Consider the following 16,625-nt stretch of genomic DNA (forward strand, 5'->3'; position numbering starts at 1 on the left):
GGGAAGGGATTATGGGGAAAATACAGGAATTGTGGAAAGAGTGGAAAAGGAAATTATGTTTTCCTGCTACTCCTGATTATTGGAATCACGTTAATATTGTGGCCATGTTATTATTTCCTGTGTCGGCTTTTTATGATCTATTGTCGCGCAAAAGGCGTGCAATGACGACCTCACATAAACTGAAAGTACCTGTGATTTGTGTTGGAAACATAACCATGGGTGGGGCAGGAAAAACTCCAGTTGTCCTCGCGTTGGCCAATTATTTGAAATTAAATGGCGTCTCGGTGGGTATTATTTCGCGTGGATACGGGCGTTCGGGACGGGGGGTTATTAAAGTAGATCCTCAGTTGCATCAGGTTTCTCAAGTGGGAGATGAGCCTTTGCAGTTAGCCCAAAGTCAGGATGTCTGGGTAGGAAAAGATAAAGTAGCCTGTTCCCATATGGCGATGAAAGCTGGCAAGCAGGTGATACTTATGGATGATGGGCTACAAAATGCGTCTATCGAAAAAACCCTTTCATTACTGGTTATTGATGGGGCTTATGGGTTGGGAAATGGTTTTGTTTTCCCCGCAGGTCCGTTGCGAGAGCCGTTGGTTGATGCGTTACGGTTGCCTAAAGCTGTTATTATGATTGGTGATGATGAAACGCATCTCACGGAAAGGCTCGGGAAGAAAATGGTTATAAAAGCGCGTGTCGAACCTAAAAAAGAAACCTTCCCACCCACAGGGTCGAATGTTGTGGCATTTGCAGGAATTGGCAGGCCAGAGAAGTTTTTTTCAATGTTGAAGGGCATGGGATATAATGTGTTGCGTGCACAAGCTTTTCCAGATCATTATCCTTATGAGGAAAAAGATTTGCAGGATTTGTGTCATTATGCCGGTGACCAGCATGCCTATTTGCTGACAACACAAAAAGACTTTACACGCGTTCCTTCCAGTTTAAAAGAAAGCATTACACCCTGTGGCATTAACTTGGTTTTTGACGAAATGGAAGCCATTGATGCTCTTTTGCATTTTATATTGCATCCAGAATTAAATAATGGTTGATAGTTGTTTGTAGTTATGTAAAATGTGTCTGCCCACATGTTTTGTTCATAATGAATCAATACGACAAAGGATAGTATATGGGCAGCCTATTGTTAGAGGGTGATACTGTGGCATTCATCGATACGCATGAAACAATCTTATATTTAATTGACGGTGGTTTCACTGAGCAGCAAGCTGTTGCCTTTACTAAAAAATTAGTTGAATTACGAGAATATAGTCATTTGGTTCATCCTAGAAAAGGTGATCTAAGAGGTTTTTTGGGTAGAGAGGATTTTAGAGAAGCAATAGAAAAATGTGCTACCAAAGAAGCCGTAGAGAAATGCGCGACCAAGGAAGCTGTAGAGAAATGTGCGACCAAGGAAGCTGTAGAGAGATGTGCAACCAAGGAAGCTGTAGAGAAATGTGCGACCAAGGAAGCTGTAGAGAGATGTGCGACCAAGGAAGCCGTAGAGAAATGTGCGACCAAGGAAGCTGTAGAGAGATGTGCGACCAAGGAAGCCGTAGAGAGATGTGCTACCAAAGAAGATTTAAGAGAAGCAATAGAAAAATGTGCGACCAAAGAAGCCGTAGAGAGATGTGCTACCAAAGAAGATTTAAGAGAAGCAATAGCGAAATGTGCGACCAAAGAAGCCGTAGAAAGATGTGCTACCAAGGAAGATTTAAAAGAAGCTTTAGAAAAATATGCCACTAAAGACGAATTGCGTGTGCTTGAGGCAGAGCTTCGCAAAGATTTTGCACGTGTGGAAGGCAAGGTGGAAAAATTGGGATTGCAGCTTACAATCAGAATGGGGATTATGATGAGTGCCAGCATGGGAATCATGACCGGCATCATGACATTTCTCATGAAATATATTATGGTTGCTGGTTGACGTTGAAACTTAGGCGAAACGCTTTAAGATGGTTGGGTAATCTAATTAACCAATATCATAGGGATCATGGTGGAAGAGACTCAACCTAATATTTGCCTTTCTGTGCAGAACCTTACTGTTGAAAGGGGGGGCAAAGCGGTCTTGAATGATGTAAGCCTTCAGGTTAAGGATCATGATTTTATCACGATCGTTGGTCCAAATGGTGCTGGGAAAACCACGCTATTACACGTATTGCTGGGGTTGTGTGCACCTGATGCTGGCATGGTGTATCGACGTAATAATCTTCGTTTAGGGTTTGTTCCGCAACGGGTTCAGATAGAATTATCCATGCCTATTACCGTATTGCGGTTTCTAGAATTGGCTGGAAAAACCACACCGGCCTTTATGGATGAAATTTTGGCGATCATGGATATCGCTTCCATTAAATACGATCCTGTATCGTCTTTATCTGGTGGAGAGTTTCAGCGTGTTTTGGTAGCAAGGGCATTATTGCGTAAGCCCGATGTTCTGTGCCTTGATGAGCCAGCACAAAACCTGGATATGGGGGGACAGCTGGCTTTTTATAAATTATTGGAAAAACTCTATCAGGAGCGGCGCTGTACGATTATTGTTGTATCGCATGATTTGCATATGGTGATGGCATCATCCAGCCAGGTGATTTGTCTGTATCATCATATTTGTTGTTCAGGTGAGCCACATATTGTGACCAAAGATCCGAAGTTTCAGGAATTATTTGGTGATGATGTTTCAAAGATGATGGCGGTGTATCATCATACCCATAGCCATACCCATGAACATGAGGACGACCATGAACATCATCATCATCATCATGAATAAATGGAGGAGTTTAACGGATGTTTGAACCTTTTTTTATAAAGGCTTTACTAGCTGGAATGGGCATTGCTGCCCTAGTTGGACCGGTTGGATGCTTTGTTGTATGGCGACGGATGGCTTATTTTGGTGATTCGTTATCCCACAGTGCCCTGCTTGGGGTAGCATTGGGCATTTTACTTGGCATAGGTGTAAATACGGGGATTGTCATTGTTTGCATTTTGTTTTCCCTATTGTTGATCTGGATGCAGCGGCTTAAACATCTGGCTAATGATACCCTCCTGGGCATATTAGCCCATGCCGCTTTGTCGATTGGTATGGTTGTTTTGGGTGTAGCCGGGCTTCGGGTTAATGTCCATCAATATCTATTTGGGGATATTTTAGCGGTGACGTCGCAAGATATCGCGATTATTTATGGAGGAGGTACTGTGCTGCTTGGCCTATTAATATGGTTATGGCGTCCGCTGTTACTTGCTACTATCCATGAAAATCTGGCAAGGTCCGACGGGATCAGGGTTGAATGGATTAATGGAGCCTTGATTGGGATCATGACCTGCGTCGTGGCAATGTCTGTCCAGTTGATTGGCATATTATTAATCACCTCCTTGCTCATTATTCCGGCTGCTACCGCACGGCAAGTGGCTAAATCCCCTGAGCAAATGGCGGTGATGGCTTCCGTATTTGGAATGGTGGCGACGGTATTGGGACTTTTAGGGTCGGTATGGGCCGATACCCCTTCGGGGCCATCGATTATCGTTGCCTCCGTGGGGATCTTTGCGCTGGTGGTTTTGGGGAGTCTGTTGATGAGTCTTCTTAGAGCGCACAAGTCCCTTGTCAGATAAAACTTCCTGGTGTATAGTGACCCACTTAAAATAAAATGCGGAGACAGCAATGCAAGCCAATATACACCCTCATTATCACAAAGTTAAAGTGGTACTTCCAGATGGTCGTGAATATATGATCGGTTCAGCCTATGGTAAAAAAGAACTCTATGTAGACGTTATCTGGGACAAACATCCTGCATGGACTCAGTCAGGTAGTGTTCAAACCAACCAGGCCAACGAAAAAGTGGCACAGTTCAATTCTCGTTATGGAAATTTGAACTTGTTTGGAAACAAAGAAAACAATTAGTTTTCTTTGTGTTGACTCAGGCAACAACGTTCTCTGATATTGTTTTTATAAACGGATATTTTAAGCCACGGTCGGAAGCAGCAGTTTCCATAAATGACCGTGGCTTTCGTTTTGGCGATGGTATTTTCGAAACGATCAGGGTTTCACAGGGGGCTCTCTATTTATGGAGTTACCATTTCCAACGATTAAGCTTGGGACTGAAAGCGATTAAGATGGTGGCTCTTGAAGAGCAGTCACTCAAATCGTTATGTCAGCAAATTATTGATAAAAATCACTTAATAGACGGGATTATTCGCTTAGCTATTACGCGAGGAGAAGGGAGCGCTGGGTATCGCCCACTGACGGATGGATCGCAGCCAACAATCGTGATTGAAACCCGTCCTTTACCTCATGTAAGCCAAACGTTACTTTCTGTATGGTTAAGTCGTTATGTGCGTATTTCTCCATCATCACTTCCTATGCACGCGAAGATGATGCAGGGAATGCAATCAACCTTGGCACTCCTGGAAGCCCAGGAACAGGGCTGCCAGGAAGCGCTAATGCTTGATGGGAATGGCCATATCAGCGAATGTGCGGCAGCAAATATATTTTGGATAAAGGATGATATACTTTTTACTCCATCGTTAAAAACAGGATGCCTGGCAGGAGTGATACGAAGACGTGTTATGGAGCTTTCTCCCTATCCTGTTAAAGAAATAGAAGCCGATATTTCCCAATTAGAACAAGCACGTTCAGTATTCTTGACCAATGTGGGCTGGCCTGTTGTTCCGGTTTCACGCATTGTATCCCAATCTCTTATTTTTCATGATGTTTCGGTCGCTCAACATTTCCGAACACTTCTTGAGAAGGATATGATTTCTTAGGAAATTATTAAGGTATCCCCCACTATAATAAGTAGGTTATATCTCCATTCGTTGTCTGTTTCTCGGGGGAGGGAAAAGCGTGGTTTTGGGTTTTGGTAAAGATAAGGGCAAGAAAAGGGGTGAATCGGATGTTAAAAAACATCCTCCGGTTACGCCTGTTGAGCCTGTGTTGACGGCTTCTACTTCAGTGGATGAATTTGCCTCGGTTGAGGATATTGATCTTGAGGGGGCGGATGCTAAGGATATTATTCAAGCTCGTGAAAATGTGTCGTCTCCTTCAATGGGGCCAATTACTGATTCAAAATCGGTTGAACAGAGTAGTGTTATGGAGGATAAGCCTGTTTCCCCAGCAGCTTCTGAGCTTAAAGTGGATGTACCCAATAAAGTCAAAAAAGGAATTGAGGTGCCAAGTGATCTTAGCGCCATCGCTCAAAATCAAACAGAAGAGATCGCTATCGCCCAGATGCCTGTTATTCAAAAAAAGAAGCCGCTCATCCTTGATCCGAAGACTGAATTTACGGAAATGGAACCGATTAACGCTTCTGCCCAGTCAAATGCTTCACCATCAGCTGTGCTATCTGTGGACCCCAAGCCCGTGGATAAAGATACGGTATTGCAAGCACAGTCATCTCAACGCGATATTCCAGTGAGTACGCCAACGTCTGCAGAAAGTCCGGTTTTGGAAATCAGAACTAAAAAATCCAAAAAAATTGATATCCCTGCTGATTTCTTAACAAAATCAGAGACACTTAAACCAGAATTGCAAGTAATTTCGGGGGGTGATACTCAACCCGCGGCTCCAATCTCTCATGCTTCTTCATCTCCTACGCTTTCTACAGAAAAATCCCCTAACGGAATGTCTGTGACCGCAGCATCTGAAAATAAGCTGCTGGAAACGCAGGGTAAGGAGATAAATGAGACTAAAGATAAAAAAATAGAGAAAGCTCTTTCAGCAGAAGAATTGACGCAAGATAACCCAATGTCTTCTCCTAAGAAAGGTCCTAAGAAAACAGTTGAGGAGCTGGAATCTGAATCAACGGGAACGGCTTCTATTGGTGAGAGATTAATTGCCAAAGGTTTAATCAGTAAAGACCAATTAGAGGTGGCCCTAAGGGAGCAACGCCAAACGGGCTCAAAAAAAATGCTTGGTACGATCCTTGTTGATATGGGATTTATCACAGAAGCTGCGCTTGGAGATGTCTTTACCGAATCAACGGGGATTGAGCAATATGATTTAAAATCGGCAGCACTTGACCCTGAGCTTGTTAGGAAAATACCTAAAGAAGTTGCTATACGAAATAAAGTGATACCTGTTTCTATGACAGGCGATAAAGTATTGATCGCCATGACTGACGTTTATAATATTATGGTTCTGGATCAGATAAAACGATACTTTGACAAAACGACTCGTATTGTTCCGGTGTATGCATCACCGCCAGATATTATCGAAATGATTGACATTTATTATGCTTACGAGATGTCAATTGGCGGGATATTGAAGGAAATTGAAACCGGCATATCGGATGAGTCGATCACACTTTCTGGCGAAGGGGAGGGATATACGAATCCAACTATTCGGTTAGTTGATGCCTTACTGATTGATGCTGTTAAAAAACAAGCTTCCGACCTTCACTTTGAACCGGAAGAGAATTTCTTGCGTCTTCGTTATCGTATTGATGGAGAATTACGGCAAATTAGAACATTCCATAAAAATTATTGGCCGGCAATTGCCGTGCGTATCAAAATTTTATCCGATATGAATATTGCCGAAACGCGCAGACCGCAGGATGGTCGTATCAACTATAATATTTTAGGCCGGGTTATTGATTTCAGGGTGGCAACCCATCCCACCATTCATGGTGAAAATATCGTAATGCGTGTCTTGGATAGAAAGAATTCGTTGATGCCACTTGAAAAATTAGGATTTCCAGCACACTCTGAGGCATTGCTGAAGAAATGTATTAAACGTCCAGAAGGTATTATTATTATCACGGGTCCAACGGGTAGCGGTAAAACAACCACACTCTACTCGATCCTGAGTTATATTAACTCGATGACAGTGAATATTATGACTCTGGAGGATCCGGTTGAGTATCAGCTATCGTTAATCAGGCAGACGAATATTAAGGCCGAGGTGGGGATGGATTTCAAGAGTGGTATTAAATCACTCATGCGTCAAGATCCAAACATCGTGTTTGTGGGTGAGGTGCGTGATGAAGATACTGCGACACTTGCCGTGCGTGCTGCCATGACAGGTCACCAGGTTTATACAACACTCCACACCAATGATGCTATGGGAGCAATACCTCGCCTTATTGATATTGGCGTTAAAAATACTTTATTGTCGGGATCCCTTATTTGTATCCTGGCGCAAAGGCTGGTTAGAAGGCTTTGTCCAAAATGTAAAGTGCCGCATACGGCTACTGCAGATGAATGCCGCATTTTAGGCGTTGATCCAAATTCTCCACCGACTATTTATGAACACAAGGGGTGTGATGAATGCGAGGGTATGGGTTATAAAGGCAGGATTGGCGTAACAGAAATTCTGCCTGTTGATAAGGAGCTTGATGATATGATTGCTCGCGGAGAAACACGTAAAGTAATGCTGGAGCATGCAAAATCACATGGATTTATCACCATGCAGGATGAAGCGATTGATAAAATCAAGGCAGGTATGACCGATTTAGAAGAAGTAATTAAAAACATAGACATGACGGAAAGGTTATAGCGTATGGAAACCTATATCTATTATGCGTTAAATGAACGAGGACATAAAGTTAAAGGCGTCATTGATGCTGCTAACGAAAAAGATCTTGAAGAGCGTTTGAAAACGCTTGAACTTGATTTATTGTCATCACGCATTAAAAAAGAATCAAAAGGATTTGTTTTTTCCAAAGGTATCTCAACAAAAGACTTAATTATGATGTGTGTACACTTGGAGCAGTTGGATAGGGCTGGTGTACCCATTTTAGATTCTTTGACCGATTTAAGGGATTCTACAGAATCGCCTGCTTTGAAGAATTTAATGTCGAGTATTTATGAAGCCGTTAAGGGAGGAGCACTGCTTTCTGAAGCATTGCAGAAACATCCTCAAGTATTTTCGGAGGTTTTCTCAGGGCTGGTATCCGCAGGTGAACAAACGGGTAATCTTTACGATGTATTTGCTCAATTGGCAGGACACTTAAAATGGGTCAGTGAAATTCGCCGTAAAATTAAAAAAGCAATTTATTATCCTATTTTCTTGTTATTCCTGATGTGCGGTATTATTGCGTTGATGATGCTGTTCGTAATCCCGCAATTATCGAATTTCTTAAAAGCACAGAATTTTGAATTGCCGATTTATACCAGGGCGTTGATTGCCACGTCAGACTTCTTTAGCAGTTATTGGTATGTGGTCTTAGGTATTCCGGTTATCATCACGGTTATCCTCAAATTTGCATGTAAGATGTCGGAGTCGTTTGCCTATAAAATGGATCTTATAAAGTTGCGCTCCCCTATTTTGGGTCAAACGATAAAGAAAATTGAATTAGCACGTTTTTGTCGATTCTTTTCTATTACATTTAAAAGCGGTATCGGTATTTTGGAATGTTTGGAAATTGCCTCTAACGTGGTACAAAACCGAGTAATGAAAGAAAGCATCAACCATGTTAAAAAAAGCGTGGGCGAGGGAACATCAATTACCAACTCACTCAAGGAAAGCCAAGAATTTCCAAGCTTGGTTATCCGGATGTTTAAAGTGGGTGAGGATAGCGGTAGCTTAGACACTGTATTAGAAAACGTGAATTTCTTCTATGACAAGGAAGTGGATGATGCTGTCAATGGCATGGTAGGGTTTATCCAGCCAGCCTTGACCATCGTTTTGGGTGGTATCCTTCTGTGGATTTCAATTGCTGTATTTGGACCCTTGTATTCAAGCTTCTCGAAAATGCAGTTCTAGAATAATTTCAATTTAGTTTAATTTAAGCGCACTGATCCTTCTCCTGTCTATTTCTAAAGGAAAGGATCAGATTGCGTTTATTAGCGCAAACTGGGCGTGTTGGCATGTCTTTATCAGAGGAATTCTTAGAGTATTTTTCATCCATTGAAGATCCAAGAGTCGCGGATTTAAATCTTCTCCATAAGCTGGAGGATATTTTGCGATTGCGATACTGGCTACTATTTGTGGTGCAGATAGGGCTCAAGAAACAGAAAAACACCTACATCCCGATACCATTATTTTGATCAATTGCAAAATAAATCATATTTGAGGCTTGTTTATTAGATGAACCAACAGAGTTTGCAAGGATTTCCACGACCAACATTTTACAATCATTATTAAGGAATACTCCTTCTCCTTGAGCATTGCTTTGTCTCAATCCTAGAAGCATTTGACGGATGGTTGGATAAATTTCCTGCGCTGCTTTTAACTGATCTGCAACCTTTATATTCCATTGCAGCGCTGGGAAAGACTCTTCCAAAATCTCTTTTATTTCAGGATTAACCCTGTTATAAATATTATAGTCATCAAGCCATGTTAAGGAAAGGCTGGTGTCTAAGATTAATCTAGTTGCCATTGTATCATGATCTAAAATTACCTGAGGCCGCTGATTTTCTCATAGTACGCTAACATTAAAATTTGCATCAATAATAATTGCATTGTAAAAATTGGCATTGATTAGGTCTGCTCCGGCGAGGTTAGCTTCGGCGAGGTTAGCTCCGTTAAGGTTTGCTCCGGTGAAGTTTGTTTCGATGAGTTTTGTTCCGGCGAGGTTTGCTTTTGTTAGGTTTACTCCGGTGAGATCAGCAATAACAGTATCAGGTGCTTTATTATATTTAATTGCTACATAGGTATTAAAACTAATATCAAAATCTATTTTTCTCAATTTAAAAATTTGATTAGACTGTGATTCCTGTGCGAAATTCTTTAGAATGCTGACATCAACGCGAATAATTTCTTTCATATATCCTAATTCCATTCATTAAAAAGCTCCCTGATTCTCACCTCTTATAGATGCCAGTCCAGGTAGCTATAAATTATTAAACAAACAGCTTTATACCACAAATATGTTGTAAAAAAGAGAAAAATGCAGTTAGCAATAAACGCTATCCTATAGCATCGATGGTGACGATGCTGTTTTCAACGGAGATCATATTCAGTAAAGGTGGAATAGCCTTATCTCATTGGTTTTTTCATCAGTGCTGACCTGGCCAAGCACCAGCCCTTGTTCATATGCCCAGGCACTGACCAGATGCAGTGGATTCTGACCTTTGCTACGGTTATCAGAACCGCGTGATGTTTTGTCATCTATTGCGATGATCTCCTTCTTCATTCCATCTGCCATCAGCACAGGCAGAGAGTGTGCCCATTCGCTGAAACAACTCTCATACCTATCCGCGTCCAGCAACGCAAACACCCGTCCAAACGTATCATGCGGCGGGATCCCATGCGGAAGCTCCAGAAACTCGCGCGGCCAGAAAGAAAAAGAGGGGCCAGGAAGAAAAAGAGGGGCAAGCCTTTTAAAAATAACATTCACTTAGTAACCTTTTTTTCATCATATCGTTCGATAATCATAAGGTGATAACTCAAAAATATATGTGTATCCATGGATTTGGAAAATTTTGTACCAAAAATGAATAAAAACCTTCCTACAGCCTATACTTTTTTAATAGGTGATGACGGGGCGGTGCTTATATACCAAAACAAAGGCAATGTGGAACGTCGCGCCTTTTGTCGCGCCGTCAATTCTCCTGATATTAAGAATATTAGAAGCATTTTGAACGAGAATCCATTAGCTCCCATTTATATGCTCGTTGATGTTTCGGAACAATCCTATATCCAGCATTCGTTACCTGCTGTGAGTTCTTTAACGGTCCAACGTCTGGCACAAAAACGACTAGAAAAAGAATGTGCTTCCACAGACTTGCGAACTTTTTTCTTGCTGGGGCGCGCCAAAGAAGGACGAAAAGATTGGAATTTCATGTTTGTTGCATCCCCATTCAAACCTCCCGTTTCGGATTGGGTGGATTATGTTTGTGGGTTGCCTAATCCGCTTAAAGGCCTCTATCTGTTGCCTATTGAGCTTCAGCCGATGATAAAGAAATTATCAAAAACATTTGCTCCCAAAAATGCCAAAGACACTAACTGGAAATTCTTTGTTTCGTATAACAAAGTCAGTGGTTTGAGATTGGTTGTGCTTCATGAGGGGAAAATTATTTTCACACGGAGCCTTCATCTCAGTGATACGATTCCGGATATTGTGGCCGGTAATATTGAGCAAGAAACCATAAATACGGTTGAGTATTTAAGACGCTTAACGTTTCAAGATTCGGATGGACTTGAAATGATTTTCTTGGTTTCTAAAGAAATTAAAGAAAGTTTGCAAAGTAGTAATTTAAAGGCTGATATTGTTACGCTTCTAACACCATATGAAGTTGCTAGCGCGTATAAACTCGAGAATGCAGCGTTACCTACCGATAAATACGCAGATACAGTCCTATGCAGTTACTTCCTGCAAGCAGGCAAACCGGTTCAATTGGTGAATACACCAAAAACCCAGAAACTCACCAATATTACCGAGGCAGTAAAGTATCTGGCATTTACCTGTGCTGGATGTGTGCCGATCATGCTGGCCATTGATGGTTATTACGGATGGGAAATATTTCAGCGTTTTAAGGAAATCGATAATTTTACCAAAGACAAGAATCAGGTCGATAGATCCTGGGATCAAGTAAGGAATAAAGAGCTTAAATGGTATTATGAAAAGGAAAAATCAGGGGAAGTAGATCGAATCAACGAATTGGTTAAGGTCTATGCTGATATCACGGTTATGCCTGAATTTCCTTTGTTATTGGTCTCGCAATTTGCAACCCTTAAAGACCCTAATATCATTGTTAAAACACTTGATTGGCATTCGCAAAAACAAGTGGGTAAAGAGAAAGACGAAATTAGTATGACATTGGGATTGGAAATTAATAACAATCAAACCAATATCCAGAAATTATTCACCGATTATGATCAGTTTGTTAGAAAAGTTGAAGTAACGTTCGACAATTACGAAGTCAACTTTACCCAACTTTTTGACAAGATTACGTTTGCAGACAAACGGGAAAGTATTCCTGTTAAATTGGAAATCGTGGGTCCGGTGAGTGAGAAAAAGAAGAAGGGTAAAGGGAAGTAGTGATAATGAAAGTTGATATCAAAAAAAGTCAGCTCATTCAAATTTATTTTTATGTGGCATTGCTTTTAGCCTCGGTTGCCATTACATCGAGCCTTTATATGTGGCATACAAAACTAGGTGAAAAGAGTGCTGGCCTGCAAAGCGGTATTACTGAAATGAATCAAAAAATTACCAAAGCCCGCAATGCTGCTGGTGAATATCAAAAAGCATTAGAAACCTGGAATCGCCTCAATGATAATCAGCGACAAATTAATGGGGTGAATATCGATAAGGCCCGTGAGCTAATTGCCCAACTCCAGAAGAAATACCGAATCTTAAAAGTTGATGTCAATATGACATCGCCAATTGTTAATCCAGATATCAGCCGTAAGCACAGAACGAAAGAAGTAGAAGTGGAAGAAAGCAGAGTAACCATTGATTTCACTGCGATCACCGATGTATATGCTTTTTCATTTATTAATGCCCTACACAGATTATTGCCTGGCTTTATGAAAATGGGGCAGTTACGGATGGATAGAGGCGGGGCTTTAACGCCAGCCATGTTAGAAAAAATGGCTCAAGGTGATTTTCCTCCTTTGGTTAAAGGAAAGCTTGAATTTGTCTGGCAGGATTTTAAGCGTCAGCCTGCTGAGGTTGACGCTAATAATAATAAGAAAAAACCTTAAGGGAATAATGGTTGAGTTATGGTGATGAAAAAATATCAATTATTTATCTTTCATCTGATGATAATGGTCCTATTTCCCTTCATGGCACCAGCTCAGACAACGACATCTAAGGATCCGCATGTCGAAGCACAGTTGATGGATTTACTCAATAAACCTGATGCATCAAGAAATACTCAGAATAAACCTGTTTCGCCTCTTGTTCCTGCCGCTCAGCCGCAAGTAGCGAATCCACAGCCAGTTGCAAATCAACCCATAGGCAATGCGAATGCTAAAAATACCTTATCTCCTCAAATTGCACCACCAGCAACGTTGCCAGGAGATAAAGGAACTTCCCCTCAAATGGCACGTGTGGACCAAGGCAATAAAGTAAAGGATCCTTATGCGTGGGAAGGAAGTATTATGTTCCTGCCTAAAGAACTCCAGGAAATTGAGCAGGCTATTATGAATTATGAGCTGTCTGAGCTTGATAAAAAAATTAAAGAGCAACAGTTCCAAAGCTTATTCGCCAATCCAGACCAGCAGAAAAAAATACAGATTCCGCCTGCTCCGGTCTTTTATTTAAGTTCAATCGTTTTCGATGCACCAGGAATCTGGTCTGTGTGGGTCAATAATGATCGTATGACATCGAAAGAAAAGGAGAGCCAGGGAAAAAATGGATTGAAGTTGGTGAGTGTCAATAAAGATGAAGCTACATTTACCTGGGAAACCGATGCGCTTGATGTGATGGTACCGGCCTGGCGTGAGAAGCTGAAGAATCCAGAAAAGAAACCCCAATTAGCAATGACTAATCCGGTTGCCGTCAAGGATGTATTAGATCAAAATAAAACAAGGCTTGAGTTCACCTTAAAACCTAATCAAACGTTTGTCGTTGCAAGAATGTCTATTATTGAAGGCAAGCTAAAAGAAGTCATTCCGCCACCGACGCCAGATCAAGTGGCTGCGTCCATGCCTAAAGCTTCGCCGGAACAATTGCCAGATGATGTGTCTTGGACGGATCTTCCCACGTCTACGACAGCTTATGTTCCTCCCGCAGGGTTGCCATCTCAGGGTGGTTCTGATGTGGATCCTACCGAAAAATATCGTGGTATGAAACATATTCAAGAAAAAACGCCTACCCCACAAGAGGTAGAAGATTCTATTAAATCTTCAGGAGATGCAAAGAAGCTGTTAGAAGATATCACCACTCAACCTTCACAATAACAGGGTAGCATTATGGATTTACACAAGCCATTGAGTGTACAAGGCGTACACAAAAGATTTAAAGAACAGGACGTGTTACATGGGGTTGATTTATCTGTTGAACCTGGAGAAATTTTTGGTCTTGTTGGGTTAAATGGCGTTGGTAAAACCACCATTATCAAGATTATTCTTAATTTGCTGAATGCAGATAAGGGTAATACATGGTTGTTTGATGTTCCGGTTGCGGATATGAATAGCCGTCGAAAAATGTGCTATCTGCCAGAGAAATTTATTCCATCTGGCTATTTGAAAGGAACGGAATATCTCTCGCTTTCACTGGCTTATTATAAACGCAAATATGATCATCAAGAGGCGTTGGCATTGGCTCATAAATTGGAGCTCGATAAGAAAGTTTTGGAACAAAAAATTGGTAAATACTCAAAAGGGATGGGGCAGAAAATTGGCTTGATGTCGATGTTTATGTCGCAAGCACCGCTCTTAATCCTTGATGAGCCCATGAGCGGCCTTGATCCTAGTGCGCGTATTCAGCTTAAAGAATTATTGATTGAATATGGTAAGAAGGGGAATTCTATTTTCTTTACCTCTCATATTCTGGCAGATATCGAAGAAATCTGTCATCGTATTGCCGTGATTCACAATGGCAAAATTATCTATACCGGTGCTCCTGATGCTTTCCGTGAAATCTATGCGGAAACGAATCTGGAAAGAGCTTTCTTGAAAGCAATTACCTCACCTTCTGAAATGAAGTCAGAAGTATAATTGGATGGTTTAAGCGCTATTGGATGTGGATATTATCGGCAGCATCTTCGATCGTAAACTCAGCGCTTTCACGGCCTTGCCAATGGTTGATGCGAGGTTTACCAACCACGGTGATTGCCTTACCTTTAGAGCGTAATAAAAATTCTCCCAGAGGTTGATTGGCACAGCGGAAAGCCATTGCTTTTAATGACGTGGATTTAAGACTTTTATTATCTTTTAAAATACAGCGTATATGGTCAACGCCAACGAGATCCATGTTTACGATGGTTACGTTGTTGAGGGCAACACGTGGTTCGGGATTCCCTGGACCATAAGGCCCTAATCGTTCCAGAGAACGTATAAATTCAGGGGTAATACTGCTGATGGTCAATGAACAATCAATATGAATGATTTTCTTTGACCCGTAGATTTCTACATCTTCACGGATGGCCTCACATAAATAATCCCATAAGGCTGGAATTTTTTGGGTCTCAACTGTAAATCCTGCTGCCATGGCGTGACCACCGCCTGCTATCAATAAGCCTTCTTGTTTTGCCGTTGTGATCGCTTTGCCAATATCAACTCCGGGAATGGAACGTACGGATGCTTTGCCTATATCCTGATCAATGGCGATGACGGCGATAGGGCGATAATGCTGTTCCTTAATGCGTCCGGCAACAATGCCGATAACGCCAGGATGCCAGCCAGTGCCATAAGCAAATAACATGGATTTGCTTTTTGCATAAGGTATGACTTGTTCCTGGGCCTGGGTGAGTACAATATCTTCAATGGCTTTGCGTTCTTCGTTATAGCGGTTCAGTTTAACCGCAATATCATGGGCTTCAAAACTGTCCTGTGTGGTTAAAAGTCGTGCACCCAAACCTGCTTCTCCAACACGTCCTCCCGCATTAATACGAGGTCCAAGTACAAACCCTAAATGGTACACCGACGCTTCACTGTCTAAACCAGCTACATCACACAAGGTGCGTAGGCCCATATTTTTGCGTTGGGACATGATTTTAAGTCCCTGACTTACGTAAGCGCGATTAAGTCCGGTTAGCGTCATGACGTCGCATACCGTTCCCAATGCAACCAGATCTAGAAGTTCTAAAAGATTGGGGGGCGTTTTGCCTTCGTAATATCCTGATTCTTTGAAGATCGTATTGACCGCAACCGCTAATAAGAATGAAACACCTACCGCGGCAAGGTTCCGGTGCGGAGATGTTTCGTCAATGCGGTTGGGATTCACAACCGCAACCGCAGCAGGCAAGACTTCCTGGCCTAAATGGTGATCAATGACAATGATATCTAGGCCTGCCTGGTGAGCAGCTTCAAGCGGATCAAATGCTACCGTGCCACAATCAACCGTGATGCAAACTGACGTTCCCTGCTCGCGAAGCTTAAGCAACGCTGCTGTATTGGGACCATACCCTTCGATGATACGATCAGGAATATAAATAACGGCATCGTGGCCTACGGATTGGATAAACCGTTTTATCAGCGATGAAGAGGTCGCCCCATCTACGTCATAATCACCAAAAATGGCGATTTTTTCTTTGTTCATAATAGCCGTTGCAAGACGTTGGGCTGCTTGCTTCATATGCAGAAGATGTAAGGGGTTAGGTAAATATTCTCGCAAAGTGGGATTAAGATAAGATGGCACGGCCTCAAAGGGAATATCGCGGTTAACAAGTATGCGAGCGAGAATATCACTTAGGCCATAATGCTGCGACACGGCGAGGACATCGCGTTCATTTGGTTTATCAAATTGCCAATATTGATTGGTGGCAGAGATCGGGGTGTTGAGGTGTGGGTGATGAAGCGTTGCTGACATAATGAAAGGTAAAAATAAATGCTACGCGGCTTCTTTCTAACAAAAGGAAAGAGCCGCTACTGCATTCAAACTATTCTCTAAACCGTATGCCGTCAACCTATCTCTTCGTGGCGATGGTTACGGCTATATCCAAGTTTGAAGTGCAACATCCTTTTGATTATCTGTTTTGACAACAAATATCATAAGGTGTTGCACTTCATTTTAGAACAGGCCGTACAATTATCGATAACATCATGCGGGGATCCTTTACTTGTTTTTTACCCAAAAGGTGAAGCGCATCGTGGTTCAAAT

At 41.9% G+C, this 16,625-nt stretch carries 16 protein-coding genes; 12 read left to right on the plus strand and 4 right to left on the minus strand.

What is annotated here, in order from left to right; translation table 11 throughout:
* Nucleotides 1-11: 11 nt before the first annotated feature.
* The 8 genes from lpxK to IPP74_08050 all read left to right on the plus strand — a co-directional run bounded on the left by lpxK (nt 12) and on the right by IPP74_08050 (nt 8,677).
* Entirely contained in the window at nt 12-1,046 is a 1,035-nt protein-coding gene (lpxK, locus tag IPP74_08015) for a tetraacyldisaccharide 4'-kinase (GenBank protein ID MBL0319216.1), read from the plus strand.
* A gap of 77 nt (nt 1,047-1,123) precedes the next feature.
* Entirely contained in the window at nt 1,124-1,915 is a 792-nt protein-coding gene (locus IPP74_08020; GenBank protein ID MBL0319217.1) for a hypothetical protein, read from the plus strand.
* Nucleotides 1,916-2,005: 90 nt separating this feature from the next.
* Nucleotides 2,006-2,752: a metal ABC transporter ATP-binding protein gene (locus IPP74_08025; GenBank protein ID MBL0319218.1), complete on the plus strand. Its 747-nt coding sequence runs from the start codon at nt 2,006-2,008 to the stop codon at nt 2,750-2,752.
* A gap of 17 nt (nt 2,753-2,769) precedes the next feature.
* Nucleotides 2,770-3,588: a metal ABC transporter permease gene (locus IPP74_08030; protein MBL0319219.1), complete on the plus strand. Its 819-nt coding sequence runs from the start codon at nt 2,770-2,772 to the stop codon at nt 3,586-3,588.
* Between the two features lie 49 nt (nt 3,589-3,637).
* Nucleotides 3,638-3,877: a 50S ribosomal protein L31 gene (gene rpmE / locus IPP74_08035; GenBank protein ID MBL0319220.1), complete on the plus strand. Its 240-nt coding sequence runs from the start codon at nt 3,638-3,640 to the stop codon at nt 3,875-3,877.
* A gap of 8 nt (nt 3,878-3,885) precedes the next feature.
* Complete coding sequence (locus IPP74_08040) at nt 3,886-4,740, plus strand: aminotransferase class IV family protein (protein ID MBL0319221.1); 855 nt, start codon at nt 3,886-3,888, stop codon at nt 4,738-4,740.
* A gap of 979 nt (nt 4,741-5,719) precedes the next feature.
* The gene (locus IPP74_08045) at nt 5,720-7,468 is read left to right on the plus strand and encodes a type II/IV secretion system protein (protein ID MBL0319222.1); all 1,749 of its coding nucleotides are present in this window, start codon (nt 5,720-5,722) and stop codon (nt 7,466-7,468) included.
* A 3-nt stretch (nt 7,469-7,471) separates the two neighbouring features.
* A complete protein-coding gene (locus IPP74_08050; GenBank protein ID MBL0319223.1) occupies nt 7,472-8,677 on the plus strand; it encodes a type II secretion system F family protein in 1,206 nt (401 codons plus the stop codon).
* A 259-nt stretch (nt 8,678-8,936) separates the two neighbouring features.
* On the opposite strand, the gene IPP74_08055 is transcribed toward IPP74_08050, so the two are convergent.
* The 3 genes from IPP74_08055 to IPP74_08065 all read right to left on the minus strand — a co-directional run bounded on the left by IPP74_08055 (nt 8,937) and on the right by IPP74_08065 (nt 10,253).
* Complete coding sequence (locus tag IPP74_08055) at nt 8,937-9,293, minus strand: hypothetical protein (GenBank protein ID MBL0319224.1); 357 nt, start codon at nt 9,291-9,293, stop codon at nt 8,937-8,939.
* A 39-nt stretch (nt 9,294-9,332) separates the two neighbouring features.
* The gene (locus IPP74_08060; protein ID MBL0319225.1) at nt 9,333-9,680 is read right to left on the minus strand and encodes a pentapeptide repeat-containing protein; all 348 of its coding nucleotides are present in this window, start codon (nt 9,678-9,680) and stop codon (nt 9,333-9,335) included.
* A gap of 192 nt (nt 9,681-9,872) precedes the next feature.
* Complete coding sequence (locus IPP74_08065; protein MBL0319226.1) at nt 9,873-10,253, minus strand: ISAs1 family transposase; 381 nt, start codon at nt 10,251-10,253, stop codon at nt 9,873-9,875.
* Nucleotides 10,254-10,322: 69 nt separating this feature from the next.
* Here IPP74_08065 and IPP74_08070 point away from each other — a divergent pair, with 69 nt between their 5' ends.
* Genes IPP74_08070 through IPP74_08085 form a run of 4 tightly spaced genes read left to right on the plus strand, consistent with a single transcriptional unit; the run spans nt 10,323 to nt 14,521 of the window.
* The gene (locus tag IPP74_08070) at nt 10,323-11,897 is read left to right on the plus strand and encodes a hypothetical protein (GenBank protein MBL0319227.1); all 1,575 of its coding nucleotides are present in this window, start codon (nt 10,323-10,325) and stop codon (nt 11,895-11,897) included.
* A gap of 5 nt (nt 11,898-11,902) precedes the next feature.
* Entirely contained in the window at nt 11,903-12,562 is a 660-nt protein-coding gene (locus IPP74_08075; GenBank protein ID MBL0319228.1) for a hypothetical protein, read from the plus strand.
* An 18-nt stretch (nt 12,563-12,580) separates the two neighbouring features.
* Nucleotides 12,581-13,762, plus strand: coding sequence for a hypothetical protein (locus IPP74_08080; protein MBL0319229.1), 1,182 nt, complete (start codon nt 12,581-12,583; stop codon nt 13,760-13,762).
* 12 nt (nt 13,763-13,774) lie between these two features.
* On the plus strand, nt 13,775-14,521 hold the full coding sequence (locus IPP74_08085) for an ABC transporter ATP-binding protein (protein ID MBL0319230.1): 747 nt from the start codon (nt 13,775-13,777) through the stop codon (nt 14,519-14,521).
* Nucleotides 14,522-14,537: 16 nt separating this feature from the next.
* On the opposite strand, the gene recJ is transcribed toward IPP74_08085, so the two are convergent.
* Nucleotides 14,538-16,334: a single-stranded-DNA-specific exonuclease RecJ gene (gene recJ / locus IPP74_08090; GenBank protein ID MBL0319231.1), complete on the minus strand. Its 1,797-nt coding sequence runs from the start codon at nt 16,332-16,334 to the stop codon at nt 14,538-14,540.
* Between the last annotated feature and the right edge of the window lie 291 nt (nt 16,335-16,625).

The sequence above is a fragment of the Alphaproteobacteria bacterium genome, from assembly GCA_016722515.1.
Classification (GTDB): domain Bacteria; phylum Pseudomonadota; class Alphaproteobacteria; order Rickettsiales; family JADKJE01; genus JADKJE01.